The sequence below is a fragment of the Leifsonia sp. 466MF genome (assembly GCF_900100265.1).
GTDB lineage: Bacteria > Actinomycetota > Actinomycetes > Actinomycetales > Microbacteriaceae > Leifsonia.
The window spans coordinates 3984503-4006116 of record NZ_LT629696.1 but is presented as its reverse complement, the minus strand read 5'-3'; the positions used below and the strand labels follow the sequence as shown (position 1 = coordinate 4006116).

20 protein-coding genes are annotated in these 21614 nt (G+C 70.1%); 11 read left to right on the top strand and 9 right to left on the bottom strand.

What is annotated here, in order from left to right; all coding sequences use genetic code 11:
- Positions 1-26: 26 nt before the first annotated feature.
- Positions 27-1025: a diacylglycerol/lipid kinase family protein gene (locus BLR91_RS19255; protein ID WP_089878855.1), complete on the top strand. Its 999-nt coding sequence runs from the start codon at positions 27-29 to the stop codon at positions 1023-1025.
- A gap of 46 nt (positions 1026-1071) precedes the next feature.
- Here the strand turns inward: BLR91_RS19255 and BLR91_RS19250 are convergent, their stop codons facing one another.
- The 4 genes from BLR91_RS19250 to pheA form a co-directional block, all read right to left on the bottom strand.
- On the bottom strand, positions 1072-2322 hold the full coding sequence (locus BLR91_RS19250) for an SGNH/GDSL hydrolase family protein (protein WP_231918751.1): 1251 nt from the start codon (positions 2320-2322) through the stop codon (positions 1072-1074).
- A gap of 135 nt (positions 2323-2457) precedes the next feature.
- Complete coding sequence (locus BLR91_RS19245; RefSeq protein ID WP_089878862.1) at positions 2458-2919, bottom strand: hypothetical protein; 462 nt, start codon at positions 2917-2919, stop codon at positions 2458-2460.
- A gap of 113 nt (positions 2920-3032) precedes the next feature.
- Positions 3033-3656: a hypothetical protein gene (locus tag BLR91_RS19240; protein ID WP_089878865.1), complete on the bottom strand. Its 624-nt coding sequence runs from the start codon at positions 3654-3656 to the stop codon at positions 3033-3035.
- 30 nt (positions 3657-3686) lie between these two features.
- The gene (pheA, locus tag BLR91_RS19235) at positions 3687-4688 is read right to left on the bottom strand and encodes a prephenate dehydratase (protein WP_089878868.1); all 1002 of its coding nucleotides are present in this window, start codon (positions 4686-4688) and stop codon (positions 3687-3689) included.
- Between the two features lie 57 nt (positions 4689-4745).
- On the opposite strand from pheA, the gene pgm reads away from it, so the two are divergent.
- A complete protein-coding gene (gene pgm / locus BLR91_RS19230; protein WP_089878872.1) occupies positions 4746-6365 on the top strand; it encodes a phosphoglucomutase (alpha-D-glucose-1,6-bisphosphate-dependent) in 1620 nt (539 codons plus the stop codon).
- Between the two features lie 18 nt (positions 6366-6383).
- Here the strand turns inward: pgm and BLR91_RS19225 are convergent, their stop codons facing one another.
- Together BLR91_RS19225 and BLR91_RS19220 are read right to left on the bottom strand one after the other, a co-directional pair.
- Positions 6384-7175: a M15 family metallopeptidase gene (locus BLR91_RS19225; RefSeq protein ID WP_089878877.1), complete on the bottom strand. Its 792-nt coding sequence runs from the start codon at positions 7173-7175 to the stop codon at positions 6384-6386.
- A gap of 96 nt (positions 7176-7271) precedes the next feature.
- Positions 7272-8171 carry a DUF1287 domain-containing protein gene (locus tag BLR91_RS19220; RefSeq protein ID WP_089878881.1) on the bottom strand — a complete coding sequence of 300 codons (900 nt, stop codon included), beginning with the start codon at positions 8169-8171 and terminating at the stop codon, positions 7272-7274.
- A 319-nt stretch (positions 8172-8490) separates the two neighbouring features.
- Between BLR91_RS19220 and BLR91_RS19215 the strand changes: the two genes are divergently transcribed.
- The 6 genes from BLR91_RS19215 to BLR91_RS19190 all read left to right on the top strand — a co-directional run bounded on the left by BLR91_RS19215 (position 8491) and on the right by BLR91_RS19190 (position 16653).
- The gene (locus tag BLR91_RS19215) at positions 8491-10557 is read left to right on the top strand and encodes an MDR family MFS transporter (RefSeq protein WP_018192634.1); all 2067 of its coding nucleotides are present in this window, start codon (positions 8491-8493) and stop codon (positions 10555-10557) included.
- A gap of 219 nt (positions 10558-10776) precedes the next feature.
- Positions 10777-12099: an ABC transporter substrate-binding protein gene (locus BLR91_RS19210; RefSeq protein WP_018192635.1), complete on the top strand. Its 1323-nt coding sequence runs from the start codon at positions 10777-10779 to the stop codon at positions 12097-12099.
- Between the two features lie 68 nt (positions 12100-12167).
- Positions 12168-13250, top strand: a complete 1083-nt coding sequence (locus BLR91_RS19205) for a carbohydrate ABC transporter permease (RefSeq protein ID WP_089878885.1) — start codon at positions 12168-12170, stop codon at positions 13248-13250.
- A complete protein-coding gene (locus BLR91_RS19200) occupies positions 13247-14149 on the top strand; it encodes a carbohydrate ABC transporter permease (protein WP_089878889.1) in 903 nt (300 codons plus the stop codon). The genes BLR91_RS19205 and BLR91_RS19200 overlap by 4 nt, the downstream gene beginning before the upstream one ends.
- Positions 14150-14151: 2 nt before the next feature.
- Positions 14152-15603 (top strand): GH1 family beta-glucosidase, encoded by a 1452-nt coding sequence (locus tag BLR91_RS19195; protein ID WP_089878892.1) that lies wholly within the window; start codon positions 14152-14154, stop codon positions 15601-15603.
- A gap of 27 nt (positions 15604-15630) precedes the next feature.
- Complete coding sequence (locus BLR91_RS19190; protein ID WP_089878894.1) at positions 15631-16653, top strand: LacI family DNA-binding transcriptional regulator; 1023 nt, start codon at positions 15631-15633, stop codon at positions 16651-16653.
- Here the strand turns inward: BLR91_RS19190 and BLR91_RS19185 are convergent.
- A complete protein-coding gene (locus tag BLR91_RS19185) occupies positions 16641-17201 on the bottom strand; it encodes a CGNR zinc finger domain-containing protein (RefSeq protein ID WP_089878897.1) in 561 nt (186 codons plus the stop codon). The two genes, BLR91_RS19190 and BLR91_RS19185, sit on opposite strands and share 13 nt — an antisense overlap.
- 45 nt (positions 17202-17246) lie before the next feature.
- On the opposite strand from BLR91_RS19185, the gene BLR91_RS19180 reads away from it, so the two are divergent.
- The 3 genes from BLR91_RS19180 (at position 17247) to BLR91_RS19170 (ending at position 19902) form a co-directional block, all read left to right on the top strand.
- The gene (locus BLR91_RS19180) at positions 17247-18494 is read left to right on the top strand and encodes a hypothetical protein (protein WP_089878900.1); all 1248 of its coding nucleotides are present in this window, start codon (positions 17247-17249) and stop codon (positions 18492-18494) included.
- Between the two features lie 120 nt (positions 18495-18614).
- Complete coding sequence (locus tag BLR91_RS19175; RefSeq protein WP_089878904.1) at positions 18615-19007, top strand: SRPBCC family protein; 393 nt, start codon at positions 18615-18617, stop codon at positions 19005-19007.
- A gap of 10 nt (positions 19008-19017) precedes the next feature.
- Positions 19018-19902, top strand: coding sequence for an alpha/beta fold hydrolase (locus BLR91_RS19170; RefSeq protein ID WP_089878907.1), 885 nt, complete (start codon positions 19018-19020; stop codon positions 19900-19902).
- 4 nt (positions 19903-19906) lie between these two features.
- Here the strand turns inward: BLR91_RS19170 and BLR91_RS19165 are convergent, their stop codons facing one another.
- Both BLR91_RS19165 and BLR91_RS19160 read right to left on the bottom strand, forming a co-directional pair.
- Positions 19907-20647 (bottom strand): DUF4190 domain-containing protein, encoded by a 741-nt coding sequence (locus BLR91_RS19165; protein ID WP_089878909.1) that lies wholly within the window; start codon positions 20645-20647, stop codon positions 19907-19909.
- A 127-nt stretch (positions 20648-20774) separates the two neighbouring features.
- Positions 20775-21599, bottom strand: a complete 825-nt coding sequence (locus tag BLR91_RS19160) for a phosphatase PAP2 family protein (RefSeq protein WP_089878912.1) — start codon at positions 21597-21599, stop codon at positions 20775-20777.
- Between the last annotated feature and the right edge of the window lie 15 nt (positions 21600-21614).

The following is a 21614-nucleotide window of genomic DNA, read 5'->3' as shown; positions in this document are numbered from 1 at the left end:
TCGACCGATGCCGAACAGGTAGCGTGATGTGCGTGAACGGACGGGACGGGGAGCAGAGCCGCGTCGCCGCCGTCATCTACAACCCCGTGCGGGTGGACGTTCCGCGCGTCCGGGCGGCGGTGGAGACCGCCGCTGCCGGCCGGTTCGAACTGCTCTGGCTCGAGACGACGCCGGAGGAGGGCGGGCAGTCGCAGGTCGGCGAGGCGCTGGCCCGGGGCGCGTCCCTCGTACTCGCGGCGGGCGGCGACGGCACCGTGCGCGCCGTGGCTGAGGCACTGCGCGGACGGGATGCCACGCTCGGCATCATCCCCGGAGGCACCGGCAATCTTCTGGCGCGGAACCTCGGCATTCCGATCGCGAGCGTCGAAGCGGCGTGCGCGGTCGCGTTCAGCGGCCGCGAGCGGCGGATCGACATCGGCATCGCCGTGGCGCACCGCCCGGACGGGCCGGCGACCGAGCACGCGTTCCTGGTGATGGCCGGTGTCGGAATCGACGCGGCGATGATCGCCAATGCCCGGCCGCAGCTGAAGCGCCGGTTCGGTTGGCTGGCGTATGTCGACGCCGCTTTCCGTGCTCTGCCGAAGGCGTCGAAGGTCCCGGTGCGTTACCGGCTCGACAACGGACACGAGCGGTCGGCGCACGTGAGCACGATCCTGGTCGCGAACTGCGGCGCGTTGCCGGGGAACATGGAGCTCATCCCGGACGGCGAGCTCGACGACGGCCTCCTCGACGTGGCGATCGTCCAGCCCGCGACGGTGTTCGGCTGGCTGGCGATCTGGCGGAAGGTGACCTGGGAGAACCGCGTCCTGCGGAAGTCGAGCATCGGTCGCCGGATCATCCGTTTCACCGACCGCGCGATCCGCACCCGGCTCAGCTACCTGCGCGGCGCCTCGGTGCAGCTGGCGGTGGATGCGCCGGAGCCGTTCGAGTTGGACGGGGACGCGTTCGGCGAGATCCTGCGCCTCGACCTCCGAGTGGACGAGTTGGCGCTGCGCGTGAAGGCCCCGGGCATCCCGGTCGGCTGACGCGGCCGCCGCCCCGGAATCCGGGAGGGCGACCGCGCCGCTCGGCCTACGCCTTCGGCGTCAGGGTCAGCACCTGCACCGCGCCGGTCGCCGTCCGCAACCGCACGGTGTCGCCCGGCTTGACCGTGACGGTCACGTGGTACACCCGGGTGTCCTCACGGTTCTCGAACCAGACGTACCAGCCGTGCTCGCCGTTGACGTTCGCGACGTACGACCCGTTCACCTCGGCCGCGACATCCGGCGTGGTGTGCAGCGTAGCCAACGGAACGTGGATCTGCAGGTCGGCGGAGGTCCCGCCAAGGGAGACCAGCGCGCCGGTCACACCCTGGAAGTCGCGCGGCGCCTTCAGCACCGCGCCGACGGCCCGGCCCTGGTAGCCGAGGCCGGCCAGGTTCGGGTGCATCGAGGTCGGGGAGAGCACGAAACCGGAGAGGGTGATCCCGTCGATGTACGGCGTCGTGCTGCAGACCGAGTGCTCGGCGGTGTCGGCCAGCAGCGAGACGTATTCGGCGCCCGCGGCGTGGACCGCAGCCTGGGTGCGGGTGTCGAGGGTCGACTGGACGCCGTGGAAGTAGTCCAAGTCTGTGGTGGCGAACGGCAAGGCCGGCTTGCTCGAGGTCAGCGGCGAGAAGCAGCCTCCTGCGGGCGTGTGGGCGGCATCCGGCATGAGCGTCGGGTAGCCCACCACAACGACGCGGGCGTTCGGCGCCTTCGCTCGGATGCGGGTGACGGCCTCGCCGACCGCCGGAGCGACGACCCCGGCCGCTTTCGCGCTCAGGGTGTCCACGCCGCCGACCGTGTACTTCTCGCGGCACGACTTCTCGCCGCTCCACAGTGGACCGTCCGCGGAGGCGGCCAGGCACGAGCGCAGGATGGCCGAGAACCCGAGGTCGTTGCCCCCGATCGAGAGGGTGACCACCTGAGTGGATGCGCTGAGCGCGTCGGTCTGCGCCGGGATCGCGCCCTTCGCGGCGAAGAGGTCGGGGATCGTCGCGCCCGAGCAGCTCTGGTCGTTGGCGATCAGCCCGGCACGCCACGCGGCTGTGCGCGGGTAGTTCGCCACGGACTGGAGGCACTCGGGGTACGCGCCCGTCAGGTGGTCGAGTGCCTGGCCGGCGACGTACGAGTCACCGAGCGCCACGTAGGAGCCGGGACCGGGCGTCGCGGCGGCCCCCTGCGCCGGGACGACGACGGCGGCCGCGGCCAAGCCGAGGACGGCGGCCACGGGCCAGGCGCGCCGGGCTCGCCTCCGTCTCGGCGATCGTGCGCTGGTGTTCGGAGGGGTGTCTCGATCCATCTGTGGACTCCTTGCCTGTCGAAGGTGGCTTCACCTGGACAGAGAGGTCTACGGGTCGAATCATGACGAGGAACGCCCGAAGTCACGCCTATAGAGCGGAAGTCGGGCGCAAAAGGAAGAGGCCGAGCGGGCGAGTCAGCCCACCCCGCGGAGCACGCACAGCGTCTTCGGGGTCGAGGTGAGCTTCGACGCGACCGTCCACCGAGCCTCGGCCTGCGGTTCCACCGCGACCTTCGTGTCGCCCGTCCCGAGCACCGTGCCCTTGTCGCTCGTGAAGAAGATGGTCACCGTCAGTTCGACCGGCGCGTCGGTGGTGTTCTTCGCCGTCCCCGTCGCCTTCCAGCCGCCGTCCGCCTTCTCGCACGACGAGACCGTGACGGCACGGCGCAGTTCGGGAGTGTTCGGTACAGCGGTCGGCACGTCCGTCGCCTGCTGAACCCCGGCGGGCAGGCCGTTGACGTCGGCGGCGGCCGACGGCGAGGGGGTGGCCCTCGGTTCGGGCGAGGCGGTGCAACCGGCGAGCAGCGGGAGGGTCGCCGCGACCGCCAGCATGCCGACGGCGAGACGGGCGGGGAAGGGAGTACGGCGCAGCGTCACGGTGGATCCTCTCTCGCGTCGGTCCGACGGGTCGTCGACATCGTCGAGAGCCGTCGGTCTGGCCGCAGTGTATGGCGACCTCCGCGCGCTCCGAGAGACAGCTGTGCCCGGCGTCATCCCGCCGGGGCGTCGTCCTCCGGAATCGCATCCCGCATCCGCCGACCGGAGAGCGCGGTCAGGAAGAGCAGACCGACGAGCGTCAGCAGCCCGACCGTGATGAGCGGCCCCGCGAGCATCCACCCGAGCTGGGCGAACACCAGGGCGCCCACGTCGGTGCTGGGCGTCGGGCCGCTGTACGACGACGTCACCGAGACGGCGTAGAGCACGATGCCGAGCACGACGAACCCGCCGCCGATGAGCCAGAGGGCGAGGATGAAGGGGTTGCGCCGCGGGTTCAGCTCGACGCCCGCGAGCGAGCCGGCGGAGGCGACCACGACCGTCTGAGCGGCGGGTGCCCCGGCCTCCAGCGGATCGGGCAGGGCGGGGCGGCCCTCATCGAGCGAGAGTGCCGCCTCCTCATAGGGGGTCAGCGGTTCGGAGGGCGTCGCGGGCGCAGCGTCCTCACGCGTTCGCAGCAGCGACGACGGCCGGCGGTAGGCCGAGTCGGGAGCATCGGCGCGGACGCGCGTGCGGGCGCGCTCGCCCGGCTGCGGCTGATAGCCGCGCTGGAATGCGGGGTCGAAGCGCGGGTCGAATCCGTCCGCCCGACCGCTGTCGTCACGCTCGTCTGCGACCATGATGACCTCCCGGCTGTCCTGTTCGGCAGCCTACGCCGACGCGCCGCCCTGCGCGCCTGTCGGCCGCTCCTCGTCGGTCAGGGAGGCCAGCCACTCGCGCGCCTCGGTGAAGACGTCGTCGCGATAGCGCTGGTCGAACTCCACCCGCTGACCGTCGGCCCGCGGGTACGAGCCGAGGAACATCACGGACGGGCTGAACCGGCGGAGACCGAGCAGGGCGTCGGCGACGCGCTCGTCCGCGATGTGGCCGTCCGCGTCGATGACGAACCGGTACCGGCCGAGCGCGTCGCCGATCGGGCGCGACTCGATGAGGCTCAGGTTGATCCCCCGGGTGGAGAACTGCTCGAGGAGGTCGAGGAGGCTGCCGGGACGGTCGTCGGGAAGCTCGGCGATGAGGCTGGTCTTGTCGGCTCCGGTCGGCTCCGGCACGCTGCGCGTCGTGCTGACGAGCACGAAGCGGGTGACGGCGTTCGGGTTGTCGCCGATGTTGTCGGCGAGGACGACCACGTCGTGGTGGTCGACGATCCCGGGCGGCGCGACCGCCGCATCCGCCGCGCTGCCCTCGAAGAGCGACGCGGCCGCGGCGACGTTGCTCGACGCCGGCAGGTGGCCGTGGTCGGGGAGGTGACGGTCGAGCCACTGGTGGCACTGCGCGTAGGCGACGGGATGCGCGTTCACGGTGTGCACGTCGGCGAGGGTCGTGCCCGGGCGGGCGACGAGGACGAAGTTCACCGGCACGAGGTACTCGCCGATGATGCGCAGGCCCGGGATCGTGGCCAGCGCATCCTGCGCCACCGACACCCCGCCCTCGATCGAGTTCTCGATCGCGATCATCGCGGCGACGCTGCGGCCCTCGACGACATCCGCCAGCGCCTCGCCGAGGTTGTTGACGGCCCGCCACTGCTTGCCACGCGCCTCGGGCACCTGCTTGAGGGCCGCCTCCGTGAAGGTGCCCGACGGTCCGAGGAAGCTGTACACGTCGTCGAGGGAGGCGGGCAGCTCCGCGGGGGCGCTGTCGGGGGCGGAGGACATGCCGCTCAGCTTACCGAGCCGTTGGCGTGGCTCCCGTGCCGTGGAAGAGTAGTCATCATGGACGAACGAGCCGGCACCCCCGCCCAGCCTTCCGACCTGATCGACGTCGACGCCCTGCGGCGCGCGTACTACGAGCTGAAGCCGGATGTGAGCATCCCGGAGCAGCGCGTGGTGTTCGGCACATCGGGCCATCGCGGCTCGTCGCTGAACACGGCGTTCAATGAGGACCACATCGCCGCCACCACGCAGGCGATCGTCGAGTACCGCAACAGCCAGGGCATCACCGGTCCGCTGTTCCTCGGTGCGGACACGCATCTGCTCAGCGAGTTCGCGACGACCACCGCCCTCGCCGTGCTCGTCGGCAACGAGGTGCGCGTGCTGGTCGACGAGTTCGACGACTGGGTGCCGACCCCCGCCCTGTCGCACGCGATCATCCGCTACAACCGGGGCGGCCATGACGACCAGGCCGACGGCATCGTCGTCACCCCGAGCCACAACCCGCCGTCGGACGGCGGCTTCAAGTACAACCCGCCGCACGGCGGCCCGGCCGATACCGACGCGACCGGCTGGATCGCGAAGCGCGCCAACGAGATCATCGCGAACGGCATGACCGAGGTGCGGATGGCGGAGCCGTCGGGCGTCGAGACCTACGACTTCCGCGGCCACTACGTCGACGACCTCGAGAACATCATCGACGTGAAGGCGATCCGCGACAGCGGCATCCGCATCGGCGCCGACCCGCTGGGCGGCGCGAGCGTCAACTACTGGCAGGCGATCGCCGAGCGCTACGAGCTCGATCTGACCGTCGTGAACCCGGACGTCGACCCGACCTGGGGCTTCATGACGCTCGACTGGGACGGCAAGATCCGGATGGACCCGTCCAGCCCCTCCGCGATGGCCTCCGTCGTCGCCCGCCGCGCCGACTTCGACATCCTCACCGGCAACGACGCGGACGCCGACCGCCACGGGATCGTCACGCCCGACGGCGGCCTGATGAACCCGAACCACTACCTCGCTGTCGCGATCGACTACCTGTTCCGTACGCGCACCGAGTGGCGGAAGGACGCCGCGGTCGGCAAGACCCTCGTGTCGTCGTCGATCATCGACCGCGTCGCGGAGTCGCTCGGCCGTCGGCTGTGGGAGGTCCCGGTCGGCTTCAAGTGGTTCGTGCCCGGCCTCATCGACGGGACGGTCGGCTTCGGCGGCGAGGAGAGCGCCGGCGCCTCCTTCCTCCGCTTCGACGGGACGGCGTGGACGACCGACAAGGACGGCATCCTGCTGGCCCTGCTCGCCAGCGAGATCCGGGCCGTGACCGGCAAGTCGCCGTCGCAGCTGTACCGCGAGCTGACCGAGCGGTTCGGCGACCCCGTGTACCAGCGGGTGGATGCTCCGGCCACGCCCGAGCAGAAGGCCGCGCTCTCGAAGCTCGACGGTGACGCGATCACGGCGACCGAGCTGGCCGGCGAGCCGATCACGGCGAAGCTGAGCCGCGCGCCGGGCAACGACGCGCCGCTCGGCGGCGTGAAGGTGCAGACGGAGTCGGCGTGGTTCGCCGCGCGGCCCTCCGGCACGGAGAACGTCTACAAGATCTATGCCGAGTCGTTCGTGGGCGAGGACGACCTGCGCGAGGTTCAGGACGAGGCGAAGCGGATCGTCGGGGACGCGCTGGGCGCCTGACTCAGCGTCGCCCCTCCGTCAGCCGGGGTAGGTCTCGCCGCCCGGGAGCCCGAAGAACTCCTCGAGAGTGGTGACGCCCGTGGTGTGCAGCTGCGTGGAGAGGAGCACTCCGACGTAGCGGAAGTGCCACGGCTCGTACGTGAAGCCCGTGACGGCGACCTTGTCGGCCGGGTAGCGGAGGATGAATCCGAAGCGCCAGGCGTTCGCCGCCAGCCAGCGGCCCTGCTCGGTCTCGCCGAAGCAGGCGTCGAGAGAACAGCGCGCGGGGACGGCGCTGATGTCGACGGCCAGGCCCGTCTGGTGCTCACTGTGCCCCGGCCGTGCGGTGTCCGTGTCGGCGTATGCCTGCCCGTTCCGGGCGACGTCGTCGGCGTACACGCGCGTCTGCGAGTCGAAGGAGCGATAGGCGCTCTGGATGGAGAGGCTCAGTCCCGCCTCCGACTTCGCCGCCTGGAACATGGCGACGACGGCGGCGGCCGTCTCCTGCCTCATCGGCTGGTCGTTGAGGTTCGGCAGGTCCGGGTAGATGAGGTCGGTGGGGGCGTAGTCCGCCGGGTTCAGCCCCCGCGCCTTGTTGACCACGACCCAGGGACTGGCCGGATCGTCGGTCGACTGCGCCGTCTTGTCGAAGGGGACCGGAGTGGGCGTCGGCGGGAGGGTGGGGGTCGGACGCGGCGGCCGGGGCGACGGGGCGGAGCGGTGCGGTGTCGGACGATGCGTCGCGCCGGCCGCCGCGACAGAGCCGGGGACGCATCCCGAGAGCACGAGCATCGCCACGAGTGCGCCGCCGATCATGGCGGCGCGCCGCATCCCCACCCGCCGTTCGCGGGCACCCCCCAGAGTCACGCGATGAGCATAGCTCACGCGCGTGACGCGGCCCGGCGGGTGTGACCGGAATGGCGACCGTTACTTGGAGAGGCTCCAGAAGTGGCCGATGCCACCCGGGTGGTCGACCGTGATGGCCTCGTCGAGGTCGCGGTAGTCGCTGTCCTCGTTGTGTCCCACCATCTTGATCTTGATCTGGCCGTTCACGTTCTGCACAGCGGACACGATCTGGACGTGGTCGAGCGAGTTGTTGTCGTTCCAGTCGAACATCACGATGTCGCCGACCTTGATCTTGTCGCGCTGGTCGAACGAGTACTCGGTGAGACCCAGCTTGGCGGCGTTCTCACGGAAGTAGTTGTCCATGGCGGGGACGTATCCCCACGCCGGGCTCCAGTCGGCCGCGGCGTCGTGGTTGTACCAGTCGCCGTTCATCTGCCAGCCACGGGCGATGAGGGTCTGGCTGACGAAGTTGGCGCAGTCGCCGCCGACCGGGTTGAGGTCGCCGTACTCGGCCGTGTTGTAGTTCTTCCAGTAGGTGAGCGCGTAGGCGAGCTGCTTGTCGACCGGTGTCTGCACCTGGTAGTCGTACGTGGCGGCAGTCGTCGTCACGGGCTTGCCGCTCTTGTCGGTGACCGTGATGGGCACGCTGCCCGCCTGGAAGTTGGCGGCGGCGGGGACCGTGACGACGACCTTGTCGTCGGTCGCGTGGGTGACGGTGGCCGGCTGACCGCCGACCTGGACCGCGGCGACCTTCTCGAGGTTGGAGCCGGTGAGGGTGACGGTTCCGCCGGAGACGCTGCCCGCGGCGGGCTGCACCGACGACACGACGGTCGCGGACGGGGACGGCGTGGGCGCGGCGGCCTGCGCGACGGCTTTCGTGACCGGCGACGGCTCACCGGCGCATGCCGTGAAGACGAGCGCCGCGGAGGCGGCGACAGCGGCTGCGGCGAGGATGCGGCGGGGACGGCTGAGAGATCTCATAGAACTTTCGAGGCGATTTAAGAGACGGTCGGGGGTCGGCGTTTCCAACGTACGCCTTCTATATATGCGTCACCTGGATGGGGGCCACCTGCGTTCGTTTTCCGCCACACGGAGAGCGCGGTTTCCCGCTGATGGCAACGCTGCCACCGTCCCCTGTTCGCCGCTGGCGAACGGGTGAGCGTGGTACCTCCCGCATGCGTTGTGAGTATCGAGGCAGCGGGTGTAACTTTGCAGTCTCCGCAAAATTCTCTTTGCCCCACACCGGTGTGACGTTCCGCGTGCCGGGCGTCCCCACACCCGACTCTCGACACGGAGACAGATGTCCAGTCAGACCAGCGCGGCGACAGCCGCACCCAAACCGATCATGTCGCATCGCGAGATCCTTCTCGTGATCTTCGGCCTCATGGCCGGCATGTTCCTGTCCGCCCTCGACCAGACGATCGTCGGCACGGCGATCCGCACCATCGGCGACGACCTGCACGGACTCAGCGAGCAGGCGTGGGTCACCACCGGCTACCTGATCGTCTCGACGATCTCGACGCCGATCTACGGCAAGCTCTCCGACATCTTCGGCCGCCGGCCGCTGTTCGTGATCGCCATCGTGATCTTCATCGTCGGATCGATCCTGGCGTCGTTCTCGACGTCGATGGTCGAGCTCGCGGCCTTCCGTGCCATCCAGGGCCTCGGCGCCGGCGGTCTGATGTCGATGCCGCTCGCGATCATGGGCGACATGCTCGCACCGCGAGAGCGGGCGAAGTACCAGGGCTACTTCCTCGCCGTCTTCGGCATCTCCAGCCTCATCGGCCCGCTGATCGGCGGACTCTTCGCCGGTGCGGACCAGATCCTCTGGATCACCGGATGGCGCTGGGTCTTCCTCATCAACGTGCCGATCGGCCTCGCCGCGCTGGCCATGGTGCTGCGGTTCCTGCACCTGCCCAAGCGGGAACGCGGGTCCGCCCGCATCGACTGGTGGGGTGCGGCCGGCGTGATCGTCGCGCTCGTCCCGCTGCTGCTGGTGGCCGAGCAGGGCCGCACGTGGGGCTGGGACAGCCCGGCCTCCATCGCCTGCTACGTGATCGGCGTCATCGGCGTCATCGCGTTCATCCTCATCGAGATCGCGATGAAGGACGACGCGCTCATCCCGATCAAGCTGTTCCGCTCGAGCACCTTCTCGATGGCGACCATCATCGGCGTCTTCGTGGGCTTCGGGATGTTCGGAGCCATGCTGACCCTGCCGCTCTACCTGCAGCTGGTGCTCGGCTCGACTCCGACGGAGTCCGGTCTGCAGCTGCTGCCGATGATCCTCGGCCTGATGGTGTCGTCGATCGTCTCCGGCCAGATCATCGCGCGCACCGGCCGCTACCGGCAGTTCCCGATCATCGGTACCGCCATGCTCGCCGGCGGGTTCTTCTACCTGACCTTCATCAAGGCGGACGACTCGTACTGGTTCATCGCGGGCGCCATGCTGCTGATCGGCCTGGGCCTCGGCCAGCTGATGCAGACGCTGACCATCGCCAGCCAGAACTCGGTCGGCCTGCGGGACATGGGTGTCGCGACCAGCGCATCCACGTTCTTCCGGCAGATCGGTGGAACGCTCGGCACGGCCGTCCTGCTGTCCCTGCTGTTCACGGTGTTCCCGACGAACATCAAGACGGCGCTGACCGACACCCCGACGCTGACCAGCGCTCTGGATGCCGCGCTCACCCCGTCGGTCGCCAGCGCGCCCGAGAACAAGCAGATCATGGACCAGATCTACAACAAGATCGTCGACCCGATCGAGAAGCAGGCACAGGCCCAGGCGCACCAGGCCGGCGTCCAGCAGGCGGTCGCCCAGGGCGTCCCGCAGGCGGTCGCCGAGCAGAAGGTGCCCGCCGAGCCGATCGACTTCTCGAACGCCGATCAGCGCAAGCAGGTCGTCGACGCCGTCGTGCCGACGGTCGCCGACAAGCTCAAGACGACGAACAGCGGCTCTAACAGCGCTGACGTCAACGACACCTCGTTCCTGAACGACGCGGACCCGCGCCTCGCGCAGCCGTTCCTCGTGGCCTTCAACGCCTCGGCGGTGACGGTCTACTGGGTCGCGATGATCGTGGTGCTGATCGCCTTCGTGCTGTCGCTGTTCTTCAAGACCCCGCCGCTGCGCGCCAAGTCGGCCCTGCAGGAGGCGGCGGACGACGCGGCCGACGCGGCCGACGCGCAGGCCGAGAAGGATCGGGCGCTCACCCCGGCGGGCGTGCTCGCCTCCGCGGCGGAGGACGACGACGCCGAGGAGTACGACACCGGCATCATCGCCAATCGCGCTGCTGCCGAATTCGGTGCGCTGATCGAGCCGGGTGCGGACACCGCATCCACTCGGGCGCAGCGCCCGCGGCCCGCGGTCGACTAGCGCGGCGCTCACGCAACGGCCGTCACCCCTCGGGGTGGCGGCCGTTTCGCATATCCCGGAAAGACGCGAATGAGAGCGCGACCACGCAGGGCTTGACACGAGGACGGGAAGCGATCTACATTCTGTTCCAACGCGTGAGAGCGCTCTCACGCTTTCGTGATGAGAGCGCTCTCAGCGCGCACCAGGCGCACACAAGACACACGCACAAAGGAGTGAACCGTGAAGCTTTCACGACGCACCAGGATCGCCGCGGCCGTCGCCGGCGCAGCATCCTTCGCCCTCATCGCAGCCGGATGCTCATCGAGCGGAGGCAGCGGATCGAGCTCGGACCCCACCACGCTGACCGTCACCACGTTCGGCACGATGGGCTTCGACAAGCTCTACTCGCAGTACGAGAAGGAGCACCCCGGCATCAAGATCAAGGCCACCAACATCGACACCGGTGACAACGCGCTCACCGACTGGCAGACCAAGCAGGCGGCCGGAAGCGGCCTCCCCGACGTCCAGGCCGTCGAAGAGGGCTGGCTCAGCAAGGTCATGCAGGTCTCCGACCAGTTCAACGACCTGAAGGACTACGGCGCGAACGACATCAAGGACCGCTGGGTCGACTGGAAGCTGAAGCAGGCCACCGACAAGAGCGGCCGGATCATCGGCTACGGCACCGACATCGGACCGGAGGGCCTCTGCTACAACGGCAAGCTCTTCGCCGCGGCCGGCCTCCCCAGCGACCGCGAGTCCGTCGCCAAGCTGTTCGGCGGCGACAACGCCACCTGGGACGACTTCTTCAAGGTCGGCGAGCAGTACCACGCCGCCACCGGCAAACCCTGGTACGACCAGTCCGGCTTCATCTGGAACGCCATGGTGAACCAGCAGGAGGAGGGCTACTACACCAAGGACGGCAAGCTCAACATCGAGGACAACAGCGACCTCAAGGCGCTGTGGTCGAAGCTCGCGGCCGGCGCTGCCGCCGGTCTCTCCTCCAACCAGACCCAGTGGGACTGGGGCAAGGGCAAGGCCTTCACCGACGGCTCCTTCGCCACGTTCGTCTGCCCCGGCTGGATGCTGGGCGTCGTGCAGGGCCAGGTCAAGGCCGGCGGCGGGGATGCCACCAGCGGCTGGGACTTCGCCAACGTGTTCCCGGGCGGCGCGGCCAACTGGGGCGGATCGTTCCTGACCGTCCCGAAGCAGTCGAAGCACCCGAAGGAGGCCGCGGCCCTCGCGGCATGGCTGACCACCGCCAAGTCGCAGGTCCAGACCTTCCAGGCCGCCGGCACCTTCCCGTCGGTGACCGCCGCCCAGACCGACGCGGGCGTCACTGGTGAGAGCGACCTGACGAAGTTCTTCAACAACGCGCCGATCGGCCAGATCCTCGGTGAGCGCGCCAAGGGCGTCGTCGCCCAGTACAAGGGACCGGACGACTCCGTCATCCAGTCGCAGGTGTTCGGGCCGTCCGTCCAGGAGCTCGACTCCGGCAAGGCGAACGGCGACCAGGCGTGGAGCAACGCCATGAAGCTGCTCAACCAGCTGGTCGTCAACAAGTAACCCGAAACCGCACAAGGGCCCCCGCCGTCGCAACAGCGGCGGGGGCCCGCTCCACGGGGAGAACCGCCATGACCACCACCGCACCCACCGCTCGGGACGACGCCGCAGGCGCCGCCGCCCCCGCCGCATCGCCACGGCGCGGCCGCGCCCCACGCGCCGACCTCAACTTCAAGCAGCGCCTCAGCCGCTTCGACGTCAAGGCGTCGCCCTACTTCTACATCGCGCCCTTCTTCATCCTCTTCGGGCTGGTCGGGCTCTTCCCGCTCGTCTACACGTTCGTCGTCTCGCTCAACAACTGGAACCTGCTCACCGGGCCCGGCGAGTGGGTCGGCTTCAAGAACTACGCAGCGGAACTCAGCGACCCGTTCTTCTGGAACTCGCTGTTCAACACGATCAGCATCTTCCTGCTCTCCGCCATCCCGCAGCTGATCGCCGCCGTCTTCATCGCGGCGATCCTCGACCAGAACATCCGCGCCAAGACCTTCTGGCGGATGAGCGTGCTGCTCCCCTACGTCGTCACCCCGGTCGCGGTGACCCTCATCTTCTCGAGCGCGTTCGACGAGAAGTACGGGCTCATCAACAACATGCTGCAGGCCATCGGCCTCGACCCGGTGATGTGGAAGACCCAGACCTTCCCGTCGCACGTCGCCATCGCCTCCATGGTGAACTGGCGCTGGACGGGCTACAACGCGCTCATCCTGCTGGCCGCCATGCAGGCGGTCCCCCGCGACATCCACGAGTCGGCCGCCCTCGACGGCGCCGGATCGTTCCGCCGCTTCTTCTCGATCACGCTGCCGAGCATCCGCCCGACGATGATCTTCGTCATCATCACGGCCACCATCGGCGGACTGCAGATCTTCACCGAGCCCAAGCTGTTCAACCCGTCGAGCGCGGTGCCCGGCGGACCGCAGCGGCAGTACCAGACCACCGTGCTCTACCTCTGGGACATGGCGTTCAACCGTCAGAACTTCGGAAAGGCATCCGCGATCGCGTGGCTGCTGTTCCTCCTGATCGTGGTGTTTGGCGTGCTCAACTTCCTGATCTCGCGCCGCATCGCCTCGACCGAGAGCCGGCTCAGTAAGAAACGGACCGCGAAACGACTGCAGGCCTCGCGCATCCTGGCCGCAGCGAGCGAGGAGAAGAACCTGTGACCGCCACCGCGCGCGAGACCCGCGCCCCCCGCCCTGTCGCCGGGACCCGACCCGGACGGGCCCCCAAGCGCAAGGCGCTCGGCATCGACCGCCGGCCCGGATTCCTCACCTACGGCATCCTGCTCGCCCTGTTCATCGGCGGCGCCTACCCGCTGTGGTGGTCGTTCGTCGCCGGCTCCAGCGACAGCACTGTGCTCACGTCGACCTGGCCGCCCCTGCTGCCCGGCGGGCAGTTCTGGACCAACGTCGGAGAAGTGCTGAACACTGTGCCGTTCTGGCTGGCGCTCGGCAACTCGATCATCGTCTCATCGGTCATCACCGTCTCGGTCGTCGGATTCTCGACGCTGGCCGGCTACGCGTTCGCCAAGCTGCGCTTCCGCGGGCGGGAAGGCCTCATGGTCTTCGTCGTCGGGACGCTGGCGGTGCCGACACAGCTCGGCATCATCCCGCTGTTCATGGTCATGAAGCAGTTCGGCTGGACGGGCACCCTCGGCGCGGTCATCGTGCCGACCCTGGTCACGGCGTTCGGCGTGTTCTTCATGCGGCAGTACCTGGTCGACGTCATCCCCGAGGAACTCATCGAGGCGGCCCGCGTCGACGGCGCGAGCATGATCCGCACGTTCTGGCACGTCGGCGTCCCCGCTGCCCGACCGGCCATGGCGATCCTCGGCCTCTTCACGTTCATGACCGCGTGGACGGACTACCTCTGGCCGCTGCTTGTCGCGCCTCAGAACCCGACACTGCAGGTGGCGCTCAGTCAGCTGCAGTCGGCGAAGTACGTCGACTACTCGATCGTGCTCGCCGGAGCCGTGCTCGCCACCATCCCCCTGCTGATCCTCTTCGTGCTCGCCGGCCGGCAGCTTGTGTCCGGCATCATGGCCGGCGCGGTGAAAGGTTGAGAATGAACCGCACCTGGCCCGACGGCTTCCTCTGGGGGTCGGCCACCGCCGCTGCGCAGATCGAGGGCGCCGCCCACGAGGACGGCAAGGAGGACTCCATCTGGGATGCCTTCGCCCGGGTCCCGCATGCGATCGCCGGCGGCGACACCCCCGAGGTGGCGGTCGACCACTACCACCGCATGCCGCAGGACGTCGCGCTCATGGCCTCCCTCGGGCTGCAGTCGTACCGGTTCTCGACGTCGTGGGCGCGGGTGAAGCCGGGCGACCGGACCGTGAACCCGGCCGGGCTCGCGTTCTACGACCGGCTGGTCGACGAGCTGCTCGGCGCCGGCATCCTGCCGTGGCTCACCCTGTATCACTGGGACCTCCCGCAGGCGCTCGAGGAGAAGGGCGGGTGGGCGGACCGTGACACCGCGTACCGGTTCCGCGACTACGCGATCGCCGTGTACGACGCCCTCGGCGACCGGGTCGACCACTGGACCACTTTCAACGAGCCGCTGTGCTCCTCCCTGATCGGTTATGCGGGCGGCGAGCACGCCCCCGGGCGGCAGGAGCCGCGCGCCGGACTCGCCGCGCTGCACCACCAGCACCTCGCCCACGGGCTCGCCGCCGCTGCGATCCGCTCGCGGGCTGCCGAGCGCGGGAAGGGCGATGAGCTGAAGCTCGGCATCACGCTCAACCTGACGACCGCCGTGCCGAACGATCCCGCCGATCCGGTGGACCGCGAGGCCGCCCGCCGCATCGACGGCCTGTGGAACCGGATGTACCTCGAGCCGCTGCTGCTCGGCGCCTACCCGGCCGACGTGCTGGAGGACGTTCGCGAGTACCGGTTCGAGGAGCTCGTCCACGACGGCGACCTCGCCGCGATCGCGCAGCCGCTCGACTTCCTCGGCGTGAACCACTACCACGACGACAACGTGAGCGGGCATCCCCTCGGTACGGACGAACCCGCGCCGGTCGTGCCGACGCCGCGGCCGACCTCGTCACCGTTCGTCGGAAGCGAGAACGTGACCTTCCCGTCGCGGCACCTGCCCACCACCGCGATGGGATGGGAGGTCAACCCCGACGGGCTGCGCGGGCTGCTGGTGCGCCTCACCCGCGACTATCCGACCCTCCCGCCGCTGTACATCACCGAGAACGGCGCCGCGTACGAGGACGTCGTGTCCGACGACGGCCGCGTGCACGACAGCGAGCGCACGGCGTACATCCTGGCTCACATCGACGCGGTCGGCCGCGCCATCGACGAGGGAGCCGACGTGCGCGGGTACTTCGTCTGGTCGCTGCTCGACAACTTCGAGTGGGCGTGGGGCTACGCCAAGCGGTTCGGGATCGTGCGCGTCGACTACGAGACGCAGGAGCGCACGGTCAAGGACTCGGGGCGGGCGTTCGCCGAGGTCATCGCGGCAGCACGCGCGGAGGGCGTCGCGGAGGAGGTCGCCGCGTCGCGCGTCTAGCATGGACGCGAGCGACGAGGAGACCCGATGACGACGGACCAGATCACGGGCGGGGCGGTGCCGACCCTGGAGGCGGTGGCCGCGCGCGCCGGAGTGTCGCGCGCGACCGTGTCGCGGGTCGTCAACGGATCGCCCAAGGTGACGGCGGAGGTCGTCGCCGCGGTGGAGCGGGCGATCGCCGACCTCAACTACGTGCCCAACCGCGCCGCGCGCTCGCTGGCGTCACGGCGCACGCAGGTCGTCGCCCTCGTCGTGCCGGAGTCGACGGCCAAGGTCTTCGCCGACCCGTTCTTCGCATCCATCGTCCAGGGCGTCGCGCTCAGCCTCGCCGACACGGAGTACACGCTCAACATGGTGATCTCGTCGGAGACCACCCCCGACAAGACCCGGCGCTACCTGATGGGCGGCAACGTCGACGGAGCGCTCGTGGTCTCGCACCACTCGGGCGACCACTCCTATGCGCAGCTGGGCGCATCGCTCCCGCTCGTCTTCGGTGGACGCCCGGTCAGCGAGACCGAGCATCTCTCGTATTACGTGGATGTGGACAACGTCGCCGGCGCGCAGGTCGCCACCCAGCACCTGATCGACCGCGGGCGCCGCAACATCGCCCTCATCACCGGACCGCAGGACATGCCGGCCGGACTCGACCGCTACACGGGCTGGAAGCGTGCGATGGATGCGGCCGGGCTCGACGCCACGCGCGTCGCGTATGGCGACTTCTCACCCGCCTCGGGCTCGGAAGCGATGCGGCGGCTGCTGGCGGAGGGCCGTCCGATCGACGGGCTGTTCGCCGCGAACGACCAGATGGCGGCCGGGGCGTACTCGGCGATCCACGAGGCAGGGCTCAGCATCCCGGGCGACATCGCGGTGGTCGGGTACGACGACGACAGCTTCGGCCTGATGTCGACGCCGCCGCTGACGACGGTGCACCAGCCCTCCATCGGGCTGGGCGAGACGATGGCGCGCGTACTGGTGCGGCGCCTCGCGGGCGAGCACGTCGACCGCGTGACCCTGCTGCCGACCGAGCTGGTGGTGCGTCAGAGCACCTGAGGCGCACCGCGTCCGGTGCGCTTGCGGGCGCGGTAGGCGGCGGCCTTCGCGCGGTCGCCGCAGCCGGCCATCCCGCACCAGCGGCGATTGAATGCGCGCGACGCGTCCAGGAACGGCCGCGTGCAATCCGTGCCCTCGCACCATTTGAGGTGCCGGGCGTTCTCGGGACGGAACGCGTCCACGGCGGCCCGCGCGACCGCCGCGAGGCAGCCGCTGAGGTCGCCCGTCGTGGTGACGGCGCGGTCGGTCGCGAGGACGGCGACCGGGAGGGGCGCCGCGGCGTGACGCTGCAGCCGCCGGACGGCGTCCGCGTCGAGCGGTTCGCCCGGATCCGTGGTGATCAGCTGCCAGATCGTCTCGCGGAGACGGAGGGCCTCGCGGTGTCCGGTGTCATCGACAGGCGGTGGCGCATCCACCACTCCCGCATCGGCGAACCAGCGGGCCAGCGCTTCAGGGGTCGGGACGCGTTCGACCGCCGTCGTCCGGCGTTCGGCGACGGTCGCCACGAAGTCGAGGGCGAGATTGCCCGCGACGAACTCGAAAGTCACGTCACTATCTTGACAGGTGACGGGACCCGGGGCAACGTGTGGCGCATGAGCGAGCGGAGAGCCGGCGTCATCGCCTACGTCACCTCGGCGGTGACGGCGCGGTCGGCCGACGCGGGGGCGATCGTCGCGGCGGTGCTCGCCGGGACAGCCGTCGGCGGTCCCGCCGCGGGAGGGCTGCTGGCCGCCGCGCTCAGCATCCCGCACCTGATCGGGCCGCTCGCCGGACGGCTGCTGGATGCGCGCGAGCGGCCCGGGCCCGTGCTCGCCGGCGCCTTCCTCTGGTACGCGTTGTTCCTCGTCGTCGCCGCGGTGACGCTGCCAGCGAGCATCATCGGCGCGGCGGCCGCGCTGGCGGCGGCGGGCTGCGCGGGACCACTCGTCACGGGAGGGCTGAGCAGCCGGTTGGCGTCCATCCTGGCGGCTCGGTCGACGGCAGATGCGACCGCGGCGGACGCAGCCAGCGTCACCCAACGGCGCGGGCAGGCCCTGGACGCGCTGACGTACGGCGTCGCGGGGACGGTCGGCCCGGCCGCCATCGCCGCCGGCGCTGTCCTCCTCTCGCCCGCCGGAGCGCTGGCCGCAACGGCAGGGCTGCTGCTGATCGCCGCAGTCCCGGTGCTTTGGCTGCCGCGCACGCACCGGACGGCCGCGCGTGCTGCGGGCGGCGGCATCCTTCGAGTGCTGCTGACGTCCGCGCCCCTTCGGCGCACCACCGTCGCCACGGTCGGCTCGGCGACCGCCCTCGCCGCGGCGCCGGTGATCGCGGCCGCTCTCGCGTCGAGCCGGGGCGCGGCGCCGTCGTCGGCAGCCCTCCTCATGGCGCTGTACGGCGCCGGCGGGCTGGCCGCGGCGCTTCTGCTCATCGCGCGTCCGTTGTCCGGGTCGCCCGAGCGGCTGGTGCGCATCGGCGTCGCAGTCACGGGCGTCGCGCTGCTGCTGCCCCTGGCGGCGCTGCTCGCGCCTTCAGCCGAGACAGCGATCGGCGGTGTGGCGTTCGCGCTGCTGGGAGCATCCAACTCCGCCCTGTTCGCGGCGACCCTCGCCGCCCGCACCGAGTACTCGCCGCCCGGGGCTGCCGCGCGCGTCTTCGCGACCGTCGCCGGGGTGAAGGTGGCCGGGAGCGCGATCGGCGTGGCCGCTGCCGGGCTGATCGCTCCGTTCGGCGCCGGGGTCCTCATCCTCTGCGCCGCAGGCGTCTGCGCCCTCACCCTTACCGCCGTCGCGCTCGACGCCGCGATCGCGTCCCGTCCCTCGCGCGCCGCCCGCTCGCCCCGCACCTCCCTCGCCCCCTGACCCCCACCGTCGAGTCCGCACAAATTGCACGCTTCGACGGCGTGGGGCGTGCAAAGTTTGCGGACTCGGCGGTGGGGGGCAGGGGATGCGGAGGGGGCGGGGCGAGCGTACGGTCGCGGCATGCCCACATACACCGCGAAGCGAGCGCTCGATGGCGACGCCGACGAGTACTTCGACTACGTCTCCGACCCGGAGAACCTTCCCGCCTACTTCCCGCGCATGACCGAGGCGCACGAACTGCCCGACGGCAAGGTCGAGACGACCGCCCACGTCGACGCCGACCAGGACGGCACCGACGAGACGGTCACCTCCGAGGCGAACTTCGACGTGGATCACGCCGCCCGCGAGGTGCGCTGGTCGGCTCCCGGGCCGCACGACTACCACGGCTCCCTCCGCCTGACCGACGACGGAGTCGAGCTGAGCATCCACACGACGCAGGAGTTCGACGGGATGCAGCAGGCGCTCGATAGCTCGCTCGCGAAGATCGCCGAGAACCTGCGCGAGAAGGCCTGACCGTCGGGCGATGTTCGACGGGTTCGAGATCGCCGACGTCGATGTCGGCGAGGCGCGCATCCACGTCCGGATCGGCGGTGACGGACCGCCGATCGTGCTGCTGCACGGCCACCCGCGCACAGGCTCCACCTGGCACCGGGTGGCGCCGCTGCTCGTGGAACACGGCCGTACCGTCGTCGTGCCGGATCTGCGCGGGTACGGCCGCTCGACCGCACCGCCGCCGCGCGCCGACCACATGCAGGCGTCGAAGCGGGCGATGGCCGACGACGTCCGCGAACTGATGCGCCGACTCGGCCACGACCGGTTCGACGTGGTCGGCCACGACCGCGGCAGCTACGCGGCGTTCCGGCTGGCGATGGACCATCCTGAAGCCGTCCGCCGCGTCGCCCTGATCGACTGCCTCCCCATCGTCGAGCACCTCGACCGCATCACGCCGGAGTTCGCCACCCAGTGGTACCACTGGTTCTTCTTCGCCCAGCCGGACACTCCCGAGCGCGTCATCACCGCCGATCCGGACGCCTGGTACCACGGCGATCCCGAGGCGATGGGACTCGAGAACTTCGCCGAGCGACGGGAGGCCGTCCACCGCCCCGAGGTCGTGCGCGCGATGCTGGAGGACTACCGCGCGGGGCTGACGGTCGACCGGGCCGACGAAGAGGATGACCGCGCGGCCGGGCGACAGCTGACGATGCCGCTGCTCGTGCTCTGGTCACTCCGCGACGACCTCGAGCAGCTCTTGGGCGACCCCCTCGCGATCTGGGATGCGTGGGCCACCGACGTTCGCGGGCACGGAATCGTCTCGGGCCACCACGTCGCCGAGGAGGCTCCCGCGGAGCTCGTCGATGCGCTCGTCGGGTTCTTCGACGAGCACGAGGACGGCTCCGCGGCGCCCTGATCCGCTAACGGCAGGCGGTCTCCAGCTCCGTCATCGCGGCTGATAGCGTCGTGAGCTGCTCCTTGGCCCGGGCGATCGTGTCGTACGCGCTCCCCGGGTCGGCCGGGGCATCGGTGGACGCGGCCTCGAAGGTCGCGATGACATCGTCGAGCGCCGTCACTGCGTTCTCCGCCGCGTCGGCGACCTGCGGGTCGTCGATCGTCACGGCGAGCGCGTGCGCCTCAGCGGAGAGCTCCTGCATTTCCGAGATCGCCTCGATGCGCTCAGCACCTGTGGCCTGGGCGATCCCGCCCATCTGCTCGCTGATGTCGACGACGAGTTCGCCGATCTCCTGGCACCCCGGCTTGTGGAACACGGACGGCGAGCCCTTCTGCGATGCCGTGTCGACGGCGCTCTGCACGGCGGCCGCGGTAGCGACGACGATCAGGATCGACACCACGATGGTGAGCACGCTCATGACCGCGCCGACGATGATGCCGGACCAGGCGAGACCGCGTCCTTTGTCGCCCGACCGCTTGATCTGGGAAAGAGCGATGCCTCCGCAGATGAAGGCGGCGAGAGGGACGAGGAAGCCTGCGATCAGGGCGATGATCGCCAGGACGTTGGTCTTCTGCGGGCGCGCGTGCGCAGGAAGGCCGGGCGGGATGGGCGGGGCCGAATCACCGGGTGTGACCGACGCGGCGGGTTCGATGGGAGCGGCGGGTCGGGCGTCCGTCTCCGCGGGGGTGGGGGTGTCGTCGTTCATGGGGCCTTCCTGGGCGCGGCAGGCGCGCCGGGCGTCGTAGGGCGGCGCGAAATCACCGCCCACCCGTGCAGACGCACCGAATGTCGGCAATATGACGCGGCTGCCGAGGCGAACACCCGCCCGAGTGTCAGGCCAGGCGGCGGTACAGGCGGTTGCCCAGCGCGGCCAGAACGAACCCGGTCGCCACGATCGCGGCGACGCCGCCCGCGTAGGCGATGAACAGGTGTTCCGTTCCCGACTGGGCCGAGAAGTAGGTGACCAGCAGCGCGATGACCGAGCCGGCCGCGCAGACCGCACCGATCCAGACCAGCGGCCACAGCTTGCTGCGCACCGGCGATTCGGCACCCGGGAGGTGCAGCCATGAGAGCACGATCCCGGCGAGGCAGCCCCAGAACGCGACGACGAGCATTCCGGCGACGACGTCGCTGGGCCGGTGCCACTGCTCGACCAGGGTGGATGCGCCGGCCGCGATCGCGAAGATCGAGCCGACGACCGCGGCGACCGGGCGGAGGCGCGGCGACGCCACGAGGAAGACGACCAGCGCTGCAGAGGCGGCGACCGCCGTGTGACCGGAGGGCAGCGAGTTGGAGAGCCCGACATCCACGCCCTTCTCGGGCCGGGACAGGATGGTGTACTTCAGCACCTGCGTGCTCACGTTCGCGCCGATGGCCGCTCCGACCGCGACCGCGAACACCAGCCAGTTGCGCCGGACCAGCACGATCACGATGGCCGCGATCGCGCCGATCACCACCGAGGCGACCGGCAGCGCATTGAGGAAGGTGTGCGCGAACTCGATCACGTCGCCCTTCCACGCATCCGCCCCCGCGAACGCCCGCTCATCGATCACCTGGCCGATGTAGCTCTGCACGAACACCAGGTACACGGCGACGAACGAGCCGGCGGAGACGAGCGCACCCCAGAAGAAGGGGAGGGCGCGGAGGCTCGATCGCATAGTGCATCCACCCTT